The 16,643-nt window shown below is 71.3% G+C and carries 15 protein-coding genes; 4 read left to right on the top strand and 11 right to left on the bottom strand.

Annotated features, from left to right (window positions below; all coding sequences use genetic code 11):
- The first annotated feature begins 39 nt into the window (after positions 1 to 39).
- Together BJ992_RS22590 and BJ992_RS22585 are read left to right on the top strand one after the other, a co-directional pair.
- Positions 40 to 990, top strand: coding sequence for an SPFH domain-containing protein (locus BJ992_RS22590; protein ID WP_184984187.1), 951 nt, complete (start codon positions 40 to 42; stop codon positions 988 to 990).
- 78 nt (positions 991 to 1,068) lie between these two features.
- On the top strand, positions 1,069 to 1,854 hold the full coding sequence (locus tag BJ992_RS22585) for a VOC family protein (RefSeq protein WP_184984185.1): 786 nt from the start codon (positions 1,069 to 1,071) through the stop codon (positions 1,852 to 1,854).
- Between the two features lie 9 nt (positions 1,855 to 1,863).
- Here BJ992_RS22585 and BJ992_RS22580 read toward each other — a convergent pair whose 3' ends face one another.
- Genes BJ992_RS22580 through aceB form a run of 5 tightly spaced genes read right to left on the bottom strand, consistent with a single transcriptional unit; the run spans position 1,864 to position 8,160 of the window.
- Positions 1,864 to 2,604: an IclR family transcriptional regulator gene (locus BJ992_RS22580; RefSeq protein ID WP_184984182.1), complete on the bottom strand. Its 741-nt coding sequence runs from the start codon at positions 2,602 to 2,604 to the stop codon at positions 1,864 to 1,866.
- Positions 2,601 to 3,860 (bottom strand): (Fe-S)-binding protein, encoded by a 1,260-nt coding sequence (locus BJ992_RS22575; RefSeq protein WP_184984180.1) that lies wholly within the window; start codon positions 3,858 to 3,860, stop codon positions 2,601 to 2,603. Before BJ992_RS22575 ends, BJ992_RS22580 begins: the two co-directional genes overlap by 4 nt.
- Positions 3,861 to 3,864: 4 nt before the next feature.
- Entirely contained in the window at positions 3,865 to 5,088 is a 1,224-nt protein-coding gene (locus BJ992_RS22570; RefSeq protein WP_184984178.1) for an FAD-binding oxidoreductase, read from the bottom strand.
- Between the two features lie 22 nt (positions 5,089 to 5,110).
- The gene (locus BJ992_RS22565) at positions 5,111 to 6,574 is read right to left on the bottom strand and encodes an FAD-linked oxidase C-terminal domain-containing protein (protein WP_425503692.1); all 1,464 of its coding nucleotides are present in this window, start codon (positions 6,572 to 6,574) and stop codon (positions 5,111 to 5,113) included.
- Entirely contained in the window at positions 6,571 to 8,160 is a 1,590-nt protein-coding gene (gene aceB / locus BJ992_RS22560) for a malate synthase A (RefSeq protein WP_184984176.1), read from the bottom strand. The genes BJ992_RS22565 and aceB overlap by 4 nt, the downstream gene beginning before the upstream one ends.
- Before the next feature lie 171 nt (positions 8,161 to 8,331).
- Here aceB and BJ992_RS22555 point away from each other — a divergent pair, with 171 nt between their 5' ends.
- Both BJ992_RS22555 and hflX read left to right on the top strand, forming a co-directional pair.
- The gene (locus BJ992_RS22555; protein ID WP_184984173.1) at positions 8,332 to 9,030 is read left to right on the top strand and encodes a DUF4097 family beta strand repeat-containing protein; all 699 of its coding nucleotides are present in this window, start codon (positions 8,332 to 8,334) and stop codon (positions 9,028 to 9,030) included.
- Positions 9,031 to 9,183: 153 nt separating this feature from the next.
- Positions 9,184 to 10,590 carry a GTPase HflX gene (hflX, locus tag BJ992_RS22550; RefSeq protein ID WP_184988723.1) on the top strand — a complete coding sequence of 469 codons (1,407 nt, stop codon included), beginning with the start codon at positions 9,184 to 9,186 and terminating at the stop codon, positions 10,588 to 10,590.
- 57 nt (positions 10,591 to 10,647) lie between these two features.
- Here the strand turns inward: hflX and BJ992_RS22545 are convergent, their stop codons facing one another.
- From BJ992_RS22545 to BJ992_RS22520, 6 genes are read right to left on the bottom strand one after another with little or no spacing between them, the layout of a single operon-like run.
- Entirely contained in the window at positions 10,648 to 12,228 is a 1,581-nt protein-coding gene (locus BJ992_RS22545; RefSeq protein WP_184984171.1) for a fused response regulator/phosphatase, read from the bottom strand.
- Positions 12,228 to 13,628: a sensor histidine kinase gene (locus BJ992_RS22540; RefSeq protein ID WP_184984169.1), complete on the bottom strand. Its 1,401-nt coding sequence runs from the start codon at positions 13,626 to 13,628 to the stop codon at positions 12,228 to 12,230. Before BJ992_RS22540 ends, BJ992_RS22545 begins: the two co-directional genes overlap by 1 nt.
- Before the next feature lie 18 nt (positions 13,629 to 13,646).
- On the bottom strand, positions 13,647 to 14,654 hold the full coding sequence (locus tag BJ992_RS22535) for an ATP-binding protein (protein WP_343072806.1): 1,008 nt from the start codon (positions 14,652 to 14,654) through the stop codon (positions 13,647 to 13,649).
- The gene (locus BJ992_RS22530) at positions 14,642 to 15,064 is read right to left on the bottom strand and encodes an anti-sigma regulatory factor (protein ID WP_343072805.1); all 423 of its coding nucleotides are present in this window, start codon (positions 15,062 to 15,064) and stop codon (positions 14,642 to 14,644) included. Before BJ992_RS22530 ends, BJ992_RS22535 begins: the two co-directional genes overlap by 13 nt.
- A complete protein-coding gene (locus BJ992_RS22525) occupies positions 15,061 to 15,450 on the bottom strand; it encodes an STAS domain-containing protein (RefSeq protein ID WP_184984167.1) in 390 nt (129 codons plus the stop codon). The genes BJ992_RS22530 and BJ992_RS22525 overlap by 4 nt, the downstream gene beginning before the upstream one ends.
- Entirely contained in the window at positions 15,450 to 16,307 is an 858-nt protein-coding gene (locus BJ992_RS22520; protein ID WP_343072989.1) for an STAS domain-containing protein, read from the bottom strand. The genes BJ992_RS22525 and BJ992_RS22520 overlap by 1 nt, the downstream gene beginning before the upstream one ends.
- Between the last annotated feature and the right edge of the window lie 336 nt (positions 16,308 to 16,643).

Below are 16,643 nucleotides of genomic sequence, written 5' to 3'. Positions count from 1 at the left end.
ATCGGCCGACCGTAAAGCACGAGTAAAGGCGGAAGGGCGATGAACGCACGCAAGACGGCCGACGCGCAGGCAGGGGCGAAAGGACGAGGACGGCTGGTCTTGCGGGCCTTGCTGCTCGCGGTCATCGCGATCGTGGTGCTGGGGTTCGTGGCGAGTGGCTGCACCAAGGTCAGTACGGCGCCGGACGAGGTGCGCCTGCACTACGCAGGCGGCCCGTTCGAGGCGATCAAGTTCACCAAGTGCATCACCCCGTCCAGCGGCGCCACGTTCCTCGGCCCTGGCGACACTTCGTACGCCTACCCGTTCGGCCAGCGCACGTTCGACTTCTCCGGTTCCGAGGACGCCGAGTCCAAGCCGATCAGCATCGTGTCCAAGGACAACGTCGAGCTGAACGTGGCGGGCTCGGCGACGTTCACGCTGAACACCAACTGCGCCGTCCTGCGCCAGTTCCACGAGCGCATCGGCCTGAAGTACGGCGCCTACTTCGAGGGTGAGAGCACTTCCGACGGCTGGCGCCGCATGCTGAACTTCTACTTCAAGCAGCCCCTGGACCGCGCGATGGACGCCGCGTCCCAGGAGTTCGAGTGGAAGAAGCTGTTCAACGACCCGAACGCCAAGCAGCAGTGGGAGCAGCGGGTCGGCCAGCTCGCCAGGCAGTTCATCAAGGAGACCGCCGGGGCCGACTACTTCTGCCAGCCGAGCTACGGCGGCACCGGTGACTGCGGCGACGTGGTCCTGACCATCCAGAAGCCCGAGCCGCCGCAGAGCCTGATCGACGCGCTCGCCGCCGAGCAGGCCGCCAAGCAGCAGAACCTCGCGCAGCAGCAGATCAACACCAAGGTCCAGACCGAGATCGAGTCGATCAAGCAGCTGGTGAAGGTGCTCGGCCCGCAGGGGGCCATCCTCTGGAAGGCCATCCAGGACGGCCGGGTGCAGGTCGTCCCGGTGCCGCAGAACGGAGCGATCAACATCACGCCGCAGCAACGGTGAACCCGGCCGGCCGGTGTCCCGCTTCGGGTGCGACGATGGCCTGAGGGTCGTGTCCGAGTCCTTGTGAGGGGGTGCCGGATGCCGAAATGCACCCAGTATTCCGACGGAGCGCCGTGCTGGCCCGAGCTCACCGTCACCGACCTCGGCGGCGCCGCGCACTTCTACGGCGAGGTGTTCGGCTGGACCTTCCGGTCTCTCGGCCCGAAGGTCTGGGACTACACGATGTGCCTGATGGACGACATGCCGGTGGCCGGCCTGACCCCGCCACCGGTCGGCATGGAGAACTGCTTGGCGACGTGGAACGTCTACCTCGCCACCTCGCAGGTCGACGCGTCGGCGGTCCGGGTGCAGGCCAACAACGGCGAACTGGTGGTGCTGCCGACGGACCTGCCGGGTCTTGGACGGGTCGCCATGGCCATGGACCGGGAAGGGGCGGGGTTCGGTCTCCTGCAGCTGGGGAAGGAAAGCCCGCCTCTGCTGTACAAGGAGATCGGCGCCATGTGCTGGAACGAACTGTTCGCGCGCAGCTCCGTGGTGGCCGACAAGTTCTACACCGCTCTGTTCGGCTACGAGGCCGAGCAGGTGGGGGACGGCGTCGACTTCGACTACGTGCTGTGGAAGGTCGCGTCGCGGCCGGTGTGCGGACGGCTGCGGATGGACGGCGAACAGCCGCCGAGGCCGCCGCACTGGACCAGCTACCTGACGGTGGACGACAGCGAGGCCGCGGAGCGACGCATCGAGCGGGCCGGCGGCCAGGTGCTGATCGGCACCTACGACATGCCGCACGGCCGGGTCGCCGTGGTCGCCGACCCGTTCGGCGCGGTCTTCTGCCTGTGCGAGCACCCCACGGAGAACACCTGGTGAGCCCGGCGGTCAGCCGGCGGGACCGAGCTCGGCGCCGAAGGCACGCGCGAGGTCCCGCATCCCCGCGGCCAGCGTCTCCTGGTCCAGCGCGTCGATCCGCTCCGCGGGCCCGGAGACCGACATGGCGGCCACCACCCGGCCTCCGCCGTCCGGCACCGGGACCGCCAGGCAGTGCACCCCGAGCTCCTCCTCGCCGAGATCCATGGCGTACCCGCGCTCGCGCACGACGGCCAGCTCCGCGAGCAGAGCGCCGGCGGCCGTGATCGTGTGCTCGGTCCGGTGCGGCAGTCCGGTGCGGCCGAGCACGGCGGCGGCGTCCGGCCGGTCGGCGAGCAGCACCTTGCCGACCGCGGTGCTGTGCGGCAGCACACGCCGTCCCACCTCGGCGAACATCCGCAGCCGCCGCGGCGAGGCCGCCTGCGCGACGTACACCACGAAATCGCCTTCCAGCACGGCCAGGTTGGCCGTCTCCCCCGACAGCGCCACCATCTTCTCCAGGTACGGCTGGGCCCACACGCCGATCATGCCTTCGGCCACCCCGCCGAGCCGCACCAGCGCGCCGCCGAGCGCGTACCGCCGGTCGGACTCCTGGCGCACGTACCCCCGCGCCAGCAGCGACCGCAGCAGCCGGTGGATCGTCCCGTACGGCAGCCCCGTGCGCGCCGCGATCTCCGAGAGCGCCGCCGCGCCGCCGCGCTCCGCCAGCGCCTCCAGCACGTCGAGCGCGCGGTCCACACTCTGCACCGTCATGCCGGGCCGCCGAGAGCCGTGGGAGGCAGGCCGCGCAGCGAGGCGTCGAGCACCTCGGCGGTGTGCGCGACCCTGATGTCCGCACCGCGGCGCCGCATCGCCGCCGCGATCTGCATCGTGCACCCGGGATTGGCCGACACCAGCAGGTCGGCCGCCGCCTCGCGCACCCGCTCGGCCTTGCGGTCACCGAGCTCCCGTGCCGCCTCCGGCTGGAACAGGTTGTACGTCCCCGCCGAACCGCAGCACAGGGACCCTTCGGCGATCTCCCTGAGCGTCAGCCCCGGCACGCCGGCGAGCAGCGCGCGCGGCTGGTCGCGCACCCCCTGCGCGTGCGCCAGGTGGCAGGCGTCGTGGTAGGCCACGGTCATCGGCAGCGGATGCCGCTCCGCCGCCGGGCCGAGTTCGGCGAGGAACTCCGACAGGTCGGCGAACCGCAGCGCGCGGACCCGGCCGGCCCACGCCGGATCGCCGGCCAGGAGGTCGGCGTACTCCTTGGTGCTCGACCCGCATCCGGCCGCGTTGACCACCACGGTCGTCACCCCGGCCCGCTCGAACGTCTCGACGGTGCGCCGCGCGAACCGCGCCGCCTCCTGCGGCCGTCCCGAGTGCACCGACAGCGCGCCGCAGCACCCCTGCCCTCGCGGGATCACCACGTCGCATCCCTCAAGCGCGAGGACCCGCGCCGTGGCGGCGTTCACCTGGGGGAAGAACTCGCTCTGCACGCACCCCGTGAGCAGCCCCACGGTCGCTCTGCGCGGCCCGCGCGCCGCCACCCGCTCCGGCAGCCGCACCCGCCGCCGCGGCGCCTGCGGCGCGAGCTCCGCCATGGCCGCGAGGCGCGCGTCGAGCCGTTCCAGCAGCGGCCGTGCGCGGGACCGCAGCCCTTGGCCCGCACGCAGCGGCGTACGCAGGGCCCGCAGCCGGCGGGGGTAGGGGAACAGCCCGAACACCAGCCCGCGGAACACCCGGTCGGCCAGGGGACGGCGCCGCAGGCGCTCCACCTCGGCCCTCGTGGACTCGATCAGCTTGTCGTACCGCACCCCCGACGGACACGCGGGGACGCAGGCCATGCAGCCGAGGCACGCGTCGAAGTGGCCCGCCATCTCGGCCGTCATCGGTGTGCCTTCGACGTGCTGCTTCATCAGGTGGATCCGGCCGCGCGGCGAGTCCATCTCCTCACCCCACAACGTGTAGGTGGGGCAGGCCGGCAGGCAGAAACCGCAGTGCACGCAGTCGCCGATCAGCTCGGGGTCCATCGTCTCACCCCGCCTTCCCCGCGCCGGGGGTCCGGCCCGGCGCCATCCGGTCCTCGGGGTCGAACCGTTCCTTGACCCGCCGCATGAGCGCGGCGGCCCCCACCGGCCCCCAGCGGTCCAGCGGCCCGGTGGCCGGAGTGTCCCATACGACCAGTCTGCCGCCGCGGGTCCCGAGCGCGGCCCGTACCCGTGACACGAACGCGCCGACGGCCCCGGCGGGTGCCGCGGCGTCCAGCCCGAGCCACAGGACGGCACAGGCGGCCGACCCGCGCACGTGGACGGCGAGCGGCCCCGCGGCCTCGGCCACCACGCCGATGGCGTGCCCCGCCGAGGCCGGCGGCACCCGCAGTTCGAGCAGGTACCCGCCGTCCGGCGGTGACCCCCACCAGGCCGGCGGGGTGGCCGACGGCGGCACGACGGCGCCGAGCAGGTCCCCGGCGGCTTCGGCGCGCTCGCCGGCCGCGACGCCTTCGATCAGGACGGTCACGGTCGCCGGCCCGCCGGGATCGGGGACGTCGATCTCGACGGCGCTCGGTTCGAGCGGTGACCCGGCGACGGCGCCGACGGCGTCGAGCCGGCCGGCCTCGGGTGCCGTGGCGGTGACGTAGGCGCGGGAGGAGGGGAGCGGACGCAGCCGGAAGGTCGCCTCGGTGATCACGCCGAGGGTGCCGAGCGAGCCGGTGAACAGCTTGCCGAGGTCGTACCCGGCGACGTTCTTGACGACCCTGCCGCCGGCCCTGGCGACCGTGCCGTCCGCGAGGACGACCGTGATCCCGATGAGCAGGTCGCGTCCGGTGCCGTACCGCAGGCGCCGCGGTCCGGCGGCCCCGGTGGCGAGCACCCCGCCGACGGTGGCGGGCCCCGGCGGCACGTCCAGAGCCAGCTCCTGGCCGGACGCCGCGAGCGCCTCGCCGAGATCCCGCACAGGCAGCCCCGCCTGCACCCGGACCACCAGGTCACCGGCCTCGTGCTCCAGCACCTGGTCCAGGCGCCGGGTGTCGAGCAGCAGGTCGCACCGCTCAGGCGGTCCACCCCAGCCGATCTTGGTACGTCCGCCGGCCGGGACCACGGCGAGCCCGCGCCGCGCCGCGGCACGCAGCACGACCGCGACCTCCTCGGTGGACGCGGGGGAGGCGACCCACCGGGGCTCGGCCCCGGCGACCGTGTCGCCGGGGCCGGCGTCCCGTACCGCCACACCGGTCCCCGACAGCTCCGTGCCGGCGTTCATCGGTGTCTCCGCACGACGCGCATCAGAACAGTTCCGCCTCTCCTGAGGCCACCAGCGGGTGCACGCCTTTGCGCACCCCCGGCGCCTCCCCGCACAGGCGCGGCGTCGGGAAGACCTTGCCGGGGTTGGACAGGCCGCGCGGGTCGAAGGCGCAGCGCAGCAGCTGCATGGTGTCCAGGTCGTCCGGGCCGAACATCGCGGTCATGTGCTTGGCCTTGTCCACCCCGATGCCGTGCTCGCCGGTGATGGACCCGCCGTACGCCACGCACAGCGCGAGGATCTCGGCCGACACCTGCTCGGCCCGCTCACCGGCCCCGTCCTCGGTGTCGTCGAACAGCACCAGCGGGTGCAGGTTGCCGTCCCCCGCGTGGAAGACGTTCGCCACCCGGACGCCGAACCGCGCCGACAGCTCCTCGATGCCGGCGAGCACCTGCGGCAGCGCCGTGCGCGGCACCACGCCGTCCTGCACGAGGTAGGCCGGGCTGATCCGGCCCACGGCGGCGAACGCCGACCGGCGGCCCTTCCAGATCGCCTCCCGCTCCGCCGGGTCGTCGGCGGTACGCGTCTCGAACGCGCCGCTGCTCAGACACAGCTCGCGCACCCGCGTGAACTGCGCGGCCACCTCGGCGGCCGGGCCGTCCAGCTCGACGATCAGCACGGCGCCGGCGCCTGCCGGGTAGCCGCACCGCACCGCCGCCTCGGCGGCCTCGATGGCGAGCGCGTCCATCATCTCGATCGCCGCGGGCACGATGCCGGCCGCGATGATCGCCGACACGGCCGTGCCGCCGGACTCCACGCCGGGGAAGGCGGCCAGCAGCGTGGTCACCGTCTCAGGCGCGCGGCTCAGCCGTACGGTGATCTTGGTGGCGATGCCGAGGGTGCCTTCCGAGCCGATGAAGGCGCCGAGCAGGTCGTACCCGGGGTCGTCGGCGTCCAGCGTCACGATCTCCCCCTGCGGCGTGACCAGCTCGACGGCCAGCACGTGGTTCACCGTGAAGCCGTACTTCAGGCAGTGCGCGCCGCCGGAGTTCTCCGCGACGTTGCCGCCGATGGAGCAGACCTGCCTGCTGGAGGGATCAGGCGCGTAGTAGTACCCGTGCGGAGCCGCCGCCTCGGTGATCGCGAGGTTGGTCACCCCCGGTTCCACGACTGCACGCCGGTTCGGGATGTCGATCTGGAGGATCCGCCGCATGCGCGACATCACGATCAGCACCCCGTCGGTGCGCGGCACCGCGCCGCCGGACAGCCCCGTGCCGGCGCCGCGCGCCACGAACGGCGTGCCGGCCGCGTCGCACTCACGCACCACCGCGGCCACCTGCTCGGCCGTCTCCGGCAGCACCACGACGGCGGGGGTGGCCCGGTGGTAGGTCAGGCCGTCGCACTCGTAGGTGCGCAGCCGCACCGGGTCGGTGATCACCGACCCGGGGCCGAGCAGCCGCAGCAGCCGCGCCGTCAGGTCCGGCAGGGGGGACGCGGTGGCGGTCACGGCATGCGCGCGTAGGCCGGCAGGGTCAGGAACTCGGCGAAGTCGTCGTCCAGCGCGACCTCCTTGAACAGCTCGGCGGCCTGTTCGAACCGCGCGGCGTCGAACCCCGGCTCCTCGCGCATCGCGGAGAGCTCCTCGCCGATCACCTGCTCCACCAGCTCCCGCGTGACGACGTTCCCGGTGTCGGCGAGCCGGATGTCGTTGTGGATCCACTGCCAGATCTGCGAGCGGGAGATCTCGGCGGTCGCGGCGTCCTCCATCAGGTTGTGGATGGCCGCCGCGCCGGAGCCCGCCATCCACGCCGCCAGGTAGCGCAGCGCCACATCCACGTTGTTGCGCAGCCCCGCCTCGGTGATCTCGCCGGGGGTCTTGTCGACCGAGAGCAGGTCGGCGGCGCTCACCGAGACGTCCTCACGGAGCCGGTCGAGCTGGTTCGGCCGGTCGCCGAGCACCGCGTCGAACACCTCGCGGCACACCGGCACCAGGTCCGGATGCGCCACCCACGAGCCGTCGAACCCGTCGCCGGACTCGCGGGTCTTGTCGGCGCGCACCTTCTCCAGGGCCACCTTGTTGACCTCGGGGTCGCGGCGGGAGGGGATGAACGCCGCCATGCCGCCGATGGCGTGCGCGCCGCGCCGGTGGCACGTGCGCACCAGCAGCTCGGTGTAGGCCCGCATGAACGGCGCGGTCATGGTGACGGCGTTGCGCTCGGGCAGCAGGAACTCCCTGCCGCGGGTGCGGAACTTCTTGATCACGCTGAACAGGTAGTCCCACCGGCCGGCGTTCAGCCCGGCGGAGTGGTCGCGCAGCTCGTAGAGGATCTCGTCCATCTCGAAGGCCGCGGGGTAGGTCTCGATGAGGACGGTGGCCCTGATCGTGCCGTGCGGCACCCCGAGCGCACGCTGCGCCTCGGTGAACACCTCGTTCCAGAGCCGCGCCTCCAGGTGGGACTCCATCTTCGGCAGGTAGAAGTACGGCCCGCGGCCCTTGGTGATCTGCCGTGCGGCGCAGTGGAAGAAGTACAGCCCGAAGTCGAACAGCGACGCGGAGAACCGCTCGCCGTCCACCAGCACGTGCTTCTCGGTGAGGTGCCAGCCGCGTGGACGCACCACGACGGTGGCGAGCTCGTCGTCGGGACGCAGCGCGTAGCTCTTGCCGCCGGTCGCGAAGTCGATGGTGCGGTCCAGCGCGTCACGCAGATTGAGCTGGCCGTTGACGACGTTCTCCCACAGCGGCGAGTTGGCGTCCTCGAAGTCGGCGAGCCAGACCTTGGCGCCGGAGTTGAGCGCGTTGACGGTCATCTTGCGGTCCACCGGGCCGGTGATCTCGACCCGCCGGTCCACCAGGCCGGGGGCCGGTGGCGCGACCCGCCACGAGTCGTCCGCGCGGATGCGCGCGGTCTCGGGGAGGAAGTCCAGCGTGCCGCCGGCGGACAGCTCGGCCTGCCGCGCCTGGCGCGCGTCGAGCAGTTCACGGCGCCGGCCGTCGAACCGCCGCTGCAGGGCCGCGACGAACTCCAGCGCCTCCGGCGTGAGGATCTGGTCGAAACGGTCGAGCATGGGGCCCTTGATGTCGACGCCGTCCATGGGCTTCCCTTCATCTTTTCCACCAAGTGGAAACTATATTTTGAATCGCGGAATCGACGCTACTTCATGGTCGTCTCAGGGGTCAACGCGGGTCCCGGCAGGGTCCGGCCAGGGTTCGACTCGGGGCCTTCCCCGATGACCCGGCGGCCACGCGGACGGCATCCTCACAGCATGACCAAGACGACGATGATCGCCGCCGGCGCCGTGGTGTGCGCCGGGCTGGTGCTGAGCGGCTGCGGCCTGCGGACCATCGCCTCCCCCACCAAGGAGCACAGCCAGACGTACGACGTCACCGGTGGCAGGGTCGGCGCGCTCGACGTGCAGACCGGCGCCGGGGACATCGAGATCGTCCGCGGCACCGGCAAGAGGATCCGGGTGACCGAGACGATGCACTGGAAGAGCGAGCAGCCCAAGAGCGAGCACCCCGTGGACGGTGGCACGCTGCGCCTGTCGTACGAGTGCGCGCGCGACGACTGGAACTGCGGCGTGGACTACCGGGTGGAGCTGCCCGACGGCATGAGCGCCAAGCTGAGGACCGGTTCCGGTGACATCACCCTGCGGTCGGTCAGCGGCGAGCTGGACGCCTTCACCGGCTCGGGGGACATCGACGCCAACGGGCTGACCGGCCACCGCGCCATCGCCGAGACCGGGTCCGGTGACGTCGAGCTGCGCTTCACCGTCGCGCCGTTCGACGTGCAGGTCAGCACCGGCTCCGGCAACGCCACCGTCCACGTGCCGGCCGACGAGTACAACGTGACCGCGGAGACCGGTTCCGGCAGCCGGACGGTCGACGTCACCACCGACGCCTCCTCGGAGCGTCGCCTGATCCTGAAGACCGGCTCAGGCGACGCCAAGGTGCTCAAAGCCTGACTCCGGGGCAAACCCCGGTGATAAGGAGGTGAAACCTCTGGTACGGCGTGGCACCATCGGGGAAGACACCGTGGGATCGTCAGTGTTGAACTGTGTGAAGCGGTGAACCCAACGAGCGCCGAGGAGCGCGACATAACCACGAAGACGACATTCATGCAGAACGAGCCCTACGAGACCCTCGCCGACGGCGACTACGAGCTGGAGGAGCGCCAGGCGCTCCGCCGGGTGGCCGGGCTCTCCACCGAGCTCCAGGACATCACCGAGGTCGAGTACCGGCAGCTCCGCCTGGAACGCGTCGTGCTCGTCGGGGTCTGGACGACCGGCACTGTGACCGACGCGGAGAACTCCCTGCAGGAGCTGAAGCTCCTCGCCGAGACCGCGGGATCGGTGGTCCTGGAAGGCCTCATCCAGCGCCGCCAGCGGCCCGACACCGCCACCTACATCGGCTCCGGCAAGGCCCAGGAGCTGCGCGACACGGTCATCGCGAGCGGCGCCGACACCGTGATCTGCGACGGCGAACTGACCCCCGGCCAGCTGCGGCAGCTCGAAGAGGTCGTGAAGGTCAAGGTCATCGACCGCACGGCCCTCATCCTCGACATCTTCGCGCAGCACGCCAAGAGCCGCGAGGGCAAGGCACAGGTCGAGCTGGCCCAGCTCAGCTACCTGCTGCCGCGCCTGCGCGGCTGGGGTGGCAACCTGTCGCGCCAGGTCGGCGGCCGGGCCGCCGGCGGCGTCGGCATCGGTGGCCGCGGCCCCGGCGAGACCAAGATCGAACTGGACCGGCGCCGCATCCGCGAGCGCATGGCCAAGCTGCGGCGCCAGATCGGCGGCATGTCCGTGGCCCGCGACACCAAGCGGTCGTCGCGCCAGGCCCGCGAGGTGCCGTCGGTGGCCATCGCCGGCTACACCAACGCCGGCAAGTCGTCGCTGCTCAACCGCCTGACCGGTGCCGGTGTGCTGGTGGAGGACGCGCTGTTCGCCACCCTCGACCCGACCGTGCGCCAGGCCCGCACCCCCGACGGCCGCCGGTTCACGCTGACCGACACCGTCGGGTTCGTCCGGCACCTGCCGCACCAGCTCGTCGAAGCGTTCCGCTCCACTCTGGAGGAGGTCGGCGACGCCGACCTGATCCTCCACGTCGTGGACGGCTCGCACCCCGACCCCGAGTCCCAGATCGCCGCCGTACGCGAGGTGTTCTCCGACATCGAGGGGGCCAGAGGCATCCCTGAGATCATCGTGGTCAACAAGGCCGACGCGGCCGACCCCGTCGTGCTCGCCAGACTCCGGATGCTTGAGCGGCACAGCGTGGTGGTGTCCGCGCGCACCGGGGCCGGCATCGCCGAGTTGATCGAGGTCATCCAGCGGGAACTGCCGCGGCTGGACCACGAGGTGCGCATGCTGGTGCCGTACGACCGGGGTGACCTGGTCGCACGGGCCCACGAGGAGGGTGAGGTGCTGTCGGTGGACCACACCGGCGACGGCACCGTCCTGCACGCCAGGGTGCCGTCGATGTTGCACGCCGAGCTCGACCGGGTCGCCAAGCCCGTCGAGACCGTTTAGACACCGCGTAGGACCGAAGGGCCGGTCAGGGGTATCCCTGCCGGTCCTTCCGGCGTTTCAGGTCGTGCGGCGCAGGGCGACCACGGCCACGTCGTCCTCGCGGGCCCCGAAGTGGTCGATGAGGCGGTCGCAGAACAGCTCCGGATCCCGGTCGAACGCCATGGACAGCTGCCGCACGACCTCCATGCTCTTGTCGAGCGGCACGTCGCGGTCCTCGATGAGGCCGTCGGTGAACAACAGCAGCGCACCCTTGTCCGGAAGGGAGAACCGGTCCACGCGGTACCGCTCAGGCGCGGCCCCGATGAGCAGGTTGCCCCAGCCGTGGTAGTGCGCCTGGCCGTCTCCGATGATCACCGGGGGGATGTGGCCGGCGTTGGCCATCTCGACCGAGCCGTCCTTGGGGTCGATCAGCATCAGGCAGACGGTGGCCGTCATGCTCGGATGGTGGAGGCGCAGCATGTCGTTGAGCCGTCCGAGGATCGCGCCGAGGTCGCAGCCCTCGACGGCCAGAGCGCGCAGGCCGTGCCGCAGCTCGGCCATGACCGTGGCCGCGTGCAGCGAATGGCCCTGCACGTCGCCGATCCCGACGAGCAGCCGGTCGCCGAGCGGCGTGACCTCGTAGAAGTCGCCGCCGACCTCGACGTTGTCCACCGCCGGCTGGTAGCGCACCGCGAGCTCCAGGCCGGGGACCTGGGGCACCTTGGCCGGCAGGAAGCTGCGCTGCAGGGTGAGCGCGATCAGGTGCTCCTCGGCGTAGGCGCGCAGCGCGTCCACTGCCAGCGCGATGGCCTGACCGAGCTGCTTGAGGATGTCCAGCTCGTCGGAGTCCAGCGGCTTCGTGCCTTCGACCCCGAGGAACACCGGATCATGGCCGCTCTTGGTGCGGGACAGCACCCCCGTGATGTCCCCCCGCGTGTCGGACTCCGGCAGGATCTCCCGCCACCGTTCCTCGGTCAGCGACAGCTCGGCGGTGCCGGCCGACTCGCCGAGCGTCAGCAGCGACACCCTGTCGAGGATGTCGGCCGGCGCGCCGAGCCGCGCGGCGGGACGGCCCGGCTCCAGCGCCGTGTACCGGCGGACCACGCCGTCCAGCGCCATCGCCAGCGCGCCGCTGCGCCGTTCGAGCACGTTCGCGGTGCCTTCGACGGCGACGCTCATCAGCTCGCCGAACGTCCTGGTGGCGTTGATCTCCAGGGTGATCTGGGTGAGACGTCGCAGCCGGTGCGCGATGCGCTCGGCCCGGGTGCGGGCCCGGGAGTAGCGCAGCGCCGCGTGCACCGTGGCGATGAACTCCTCGGGCTCGATCGGCTCCGCCATGTACGCGTCGGCGCCGCGGTCGAGACCAAGGGTGCGTTCGGCCGCGCCGATGGCGTGCGCGGAGATCTGCAGCACCGGCAGCGCGGCGGTCTCGGGGTCGGCCTTGATGCGCTCGCACACCTCGTAACCGTCGATGTCGGGCAGCCGGACGTCCAGCACGACCACGTCGGGGAGGATCTCGCGCACCAGGGTGAGCGCTTCCTGGCCGCCGCTCGCCTCGACCACGTGGTGCCCCGCGCGGCGCAGCCAGCTGCCGAGGATGTAACGCTTGGTGGGGGTGTCGTCGACGACGAGGACGGTGCCGGGTGACTCCGTGGCCATCATCCCTCCCCGGGGGTGTCAGGTTCGCCGGGGCCGGAGGTGCCGGCGGATGTGCCGGGGATGCCGTCACCCGGCGCGTCCGACACGAGCGGCAGCCGGACCGTGACCGAGGTGCCAGAGCCCGGCGTGCTGGACAGATGCAGCGTACCGCCAAGCGCCTCGGTCAGTCGCCGCGCGTACGGCAGACCGAGCCCGGTGCCGCGGCCGTTCAGCGCGGCGGTGCCGGGGACCTGGTAGAACTCCTCGAACACCCGCTGCTGGTACTCGCGCGGGATGCCGATGCCGGTGTCGGCGACCACGAAGACGATGTCGTCGCCGTCCAGCCGCGCCGACATGCTCACCTCACCCGCCTCGGTGAACTTCAGCGCGTTGGACAGCAGGTTGCGCAGGATGCGGGTCAGCAGCACCTCGTCGGTCACCAGTACGCGGGGCCCCCCTGACACGTCCACCACCAGCCGCACCGTGTCGGCGCCGCTGGTGGGACGCAGCGTCATGCGCAGCCGCTCGGCCATGTCCGTCAGGTCGACCTGCGACCAGGTGGGGGTGATCCGGCCCGACTCGGCCTTGGCCATGTCGAGCAGCTCGCTGACCAGGGCCAGCAGGGTCTGCGCCGAGGAACCGATCAGCTCGATCTGCAGCTGCTGTTCCTCGGTGAGGGAATCGCCACCCGGGCCGAGCAGCAGCCGCACAAGGCCGATCACCGAGTTGAGCGGGGTGCGCAGCTCATGGCTGATGGTCGCCCAGAAACGGTTCCTGGCCTCGCTGGCCTCCCGCAGCTGCGCCGACTTCTCGTCCAGCTCGGCGTACAGGGCCACCACGCCGCGGTTGGTCTCCTCCAGCTCCTCGGACAGCTGGTTGTACAGCGCGAGCACGCCGGCGTTGGTCTCCTCCAGCTCGGCGTTCAGCTGGAGGAGGCGCTCGCGCTGGGCCTGCGCGTCATCAAGCGCCGCCGCGAGCTCGCGGTTCTGCTGCCGCAGCTCGTCGAGCACGCCGGTGGGGGCCGAATCGGTCATGCGGGCCCTCAGCTCGCCGAGCACCTCATCACCCGGCGCGCGGCCGTTCGCGATCCTCTTGGTCATCGTGATGGTGCGCACCCCGGTGTCATGCCTGACATCGTCCATCAACCGGCTCGCCAGCATGACCCCGGCCGGTGGGATGCTCTGCCGGCCGGCCGTATAGGTGATCTCCACGATCAGCACGGCGGATTCCACGCGGAACGCGATGTGCGCGTCCCGGGAACCGGCGACGAGCTCACGGCCCACCTCGCTGAGCGCGGTGCCGACCCTGATGCGGTCCAGATCGTCCAGTCCGACGGCCTCGGCCACCTCGCGGCCGATCTGGCGCACGGTGAAGACGTCGCGGTCGTCGTGGACCACCGTGGTCAGCAGCTCACCGGCCATCGCCACCGCCGTCCCCGCTCATCGCTCCGCCCGGATCACCAGCACGCACGCGTCGTCGCGGCGCACGGCCCAGTCGCGCAGGAGCGTGCCGGCGAGCACCGGCGCGGTATGCGTCAGCAGGCCGGGGTAGGACTGCAGGGACCAGCGGTCGGTCAGGCCGTCGGAGTGCATCACCACGACGCCGTGCTCGGGAAGCTCGTAGGTCGCCTCGCGTACGCCGCGCGCGCGATGGCCCGCGATGCCGGGGACCGACACCATGCCCTGCCTGCCGTCGGCACGCACGATCCACCCCGAGATGTTGCCGACTCCGGCGTACACGGCTTTACGGCTCACCCGATCGACGCGGACGACGGCCACCGCTCCGCCTCTCGTGCCGCCGAGCGCCTCGTGCACCCGCGTGACGACCGTGCCGGGGGAGACGTCGGGGAAGGAGCGGAAGACGCGCACCGCCTCGGCGGACGCCGCCGCGGCGGCGATGCCGTGACCGAGGCCGTCGCACACGATGGCGGTCATCGTGTCCCCCGCGTCACGCACCGCGAACGCGTCGCCGCAGGCGACCTCGTCGCCGACCGGCCGGTACAGCCCGCACTCGCGCGTGCCGGCGGCGGCGCTTCCCGGCTTGTGGAAGCTCATGCTGAGCACCGTGCCGCGGCCGGGACGCGAGTCGACGTCCCAGGCGTCGGTCAGCCTCGAGATGGCGCCGAGGCCGATGCCGAGGGTGCCGGCGGTGGAGTAGCCGTCCCGCGTCCTGGCGACGATGTCGGCCATGCCGGGGCCCTCGTCCACGCAGACGATCTCGATGGTGGTCGCGGCCTCGGGGTGCGGCCGGATCAGCATGGTCCCGGCGTCGGCGTGCTTGACGAGGTTGGAGGCCGCCTCACTGACCGCGACACCGACCCGGCCGGTCCGCTCGTCGTCGAAGCCTCCCGCGGAGGCGAGCGCGGTGGCGATCCGGCGGGCGGCGCCGATGGCGCTCGCGTCCTCCATCCTCAGCCACTGGTCCTGCCTCGGGATCAGCGCGTCCACTTCGTCACCGTCACGACCGTTCCCCGGCCGGGCTCGGAGTCCAGGTCGAACTCGTCGACGAGCCGTTTGCTGCCGCTCAGGCCGAGGCCGAGACCGCTGCCGCTGGTCCACCCGTCGGTCAGCGCCAGCCGGATGTCGGGGATGCCGGGCCCGTCGTCGCTGAACGTCAGGCGCAGGCCCTTGCGGCCGCCGGGCTGCTGGAGGACCTCGATGCGTGCGCGGCCGCCTCCCGCGTGCACCAGGGTGTTCCTGGCGAGCTCGCTCGCCGCGGTGACCACCTTGGTCTGGTCCACGAGGGACAGCCCGAGCTCGATGGCACTGGCCCGGACCCGCTGCCGCACGATCACCACGTCGTCGTTGGAACTGATGGCGAGTTCCAGGACGGTCCCGGTCGCGGAAGGGACGCTCACGGACCGACCGCTGACAGATCATCCGCAGGGGTGGCGGCGCCCTGGTTCAGCATGGCGATGCCTTTCTCCAGGTCGAGCGCCGTGCGCAGGCCGCCGAGGGTCAGGCCCAGTTCGACCAGTGTGATCGCGACCGCCGGTCGCATGCCGACGACAATGGTGTCGGCGTCGAGCATGCGCGCCATGCCGGCGATGGTCGACAGCATGCGGCCCACGAACGAGTCGACGATCTCCACTGCGGTGATGTCGATGATCAGGCCGATCGCGCCGGTGCTGACCACCTTGTCCGCGATGTCCTCTTGCAGGGTCAGCACCGTGTGATCGTCGAGGTCGCCCTGGATGGAGACGAGCAGGATGTCGCCGATCTTGAGGATGGGGACGCGGTCCATCAGGCCTCCTCGGTCCGCACCGCGATCCGGGACTTGACCTTGGAGGTGATCTGGACGCCGCTCTGCCGCAGCACGTACGCCAAGGCGTCCGCGAGCGAGGCCTTGGTGACGATGTCGCCGAACTCGATGCCGAGGGTGACGATGGTGTGCGCGATCTGCGGACGTATGCCGGAGATGACGCAGTTGGCACCCATCAGCCGGGCCGCCATCACGGTTTTGAGGAGGTGCTGGGCCACCTCGGTGTCCACGGCCGGCACGCCGGTGATGTCGATCACCGCGTACTCCGAACCGGTGTCCACCAGCGTCTGCAGCAGCTTCTCCATGACGACCTGGGTGCGCGCCGAGTCCAGCGTGCCGATGAGCGGCACGCCGACGATGCCCTCCCACAGTTTCACCACCGGGGTGGACAACTCCAGCAGCTCTTCGGCCTGATCGGTGATGATCTTCTCGCGCGCGGCGGCGTAGGTCTCGAACGTCAGCAACCCGAGGTCGTCGATGGAGCGCGACAGCCAGACGAAACCACGCAGGGCCTCCTCGCCGCCATGGGCCTCCACCGACTCGTAGACCGCTTCCTTCAGCCCGAAGACCGTGACCGCGGTCTCCCTCGGTGTGAAACCCTGGCGCGCACGGGTACGTGACAGGTCGGAAAGGAGCCCGTGCAACTCGGAGGCGCCGTCGGTGTCGGAGAACGACCGCAGGAAGGCGCGGTAGATCTCCTGGAGCTCCTTGCGCGCGTCGATGTCACTGATGCGGCCGCGCAGCGGCTGGGTGGAGATCTCGACCCAGCGCTGGAGGATCTGGTCCTCCCGGTCGCGCATCAGCTCCTGGACGTGGCTCCTGCTGGTATGGTCCTGCACGGTCAAGGCAACTCCCGGGCCCGCCTATTGGTCGTCGAGTAGAACACGCTCTCGACGCAGGCTACACGGTGACGGAGTAAGATCATTTCACTGCGCAAGCGGGTCCGTCCTTCCGTAGCGTGACGAAGAGGATGAAACGCCGCAAAGCCTGACATATGCGGTAAAGCTCGCAGAGGCCCTGGAAAAGCGCTGTGGCCGGTGCGCCTCTGTTATTGCTACGATATGGAAACCCTAACCAAGACATTCTGGCGCTGGTTTCGCATGACGACGCTTGTGACTGCTGCTACGGCAGGGGCGCGATCGACGCCGGTGGTCGCTGGGGAGCGGAGTTTCGTC

This window comes from Sphaerisporangium rubeum, assembly GCF_014207705.1.
Taxonomy (GTDB): Bacteria; Actinomycetota; Actinomycetes; order Streptosporangiales; family Streptosporangiaceae; genus Sphaerisporangium; species Sphaerisporangium rubeum.
The sequence above is the reverse complement of the archived record's forward strand: the minus strand, read 5'-3'. Positions and strand labels throughout refer to the sequence as shown.

Coding starts and splice junctions, on each gene's coding strand:
- BJ992_RS22590 (WP_184984187.1), top strand. CDS start 40: ATGAACGCACGCAAGACGGCCGACGCGCAGGCAGGGGCGAAAGGACGA.
- BJ992_RS22585 (WP_184984185.1), top strand. CDS start 1,069: ATGCCGAAATGCACCCAGTATTCCGACGGAGCGCCGTGCTGGCCCGAG.
- BJ992_RS22580 (WP_184984182.1), bottom strand. CDS start 2,604: ATGACGGTGCAGAGTGTGGACCGCGCGCTCGACGTGCTGGAGGCGCTG.
- BJ992_RS22575 (WP_184984180.1), bottom strand. CDS start 3,860: ATGGACCCCGAGCTGATCGGCGACTGCGTGCACTGCGGTTTCTGCCTG.
- BJ992_RS22570 (WP_184984178.1), bottom strand. CDS start 5,088: ATGAACGCCGGCACGGAGCTGTCGGGGACCGGTGTGGCGGTACGGGAC.
- aceB (WP_184984176.1), bottom strand. CDS start 8,160: ATGGACGGCGTCGACATCAAGGGCCCCATGCTCGACCGTTTCGACCAG.
- BJ992_RS22555 (WP_184984173.1), top strand. CDS start 8,332: ATGACCAAGACGACGATGATCGCCGCCGGCGCCGTGGTGTGCGCCGGG.
- hflX (WP_184988723.1), top strand. CDS start 9,184: ATGCAGAACGAGCCCTACGAGACCCTCGCCGACGGCGACTACGAGCTG.
- BJ992_RS22545 (WP_184984171.1), bottom strand. CDS start 12,228: ATGGCCACGGAGTCACCCGGCACCGTCCTCGTCGTCGACGACACCCCC.
- BJ992_RS22540 (WP_184984169.1), bottom strand. CDS start 13,628: ATGGCCGGTGAGCTGCTGACCACGGTGGTCCACGACGACCGCGACGTC.
- BJ992_RS22525 (WP_184984167.1), bottom strand. CDS start 15,450: ATGGACCGCGTCCCCATCCTCAAGATCGGCGACATCCTGCTCGTCTCC.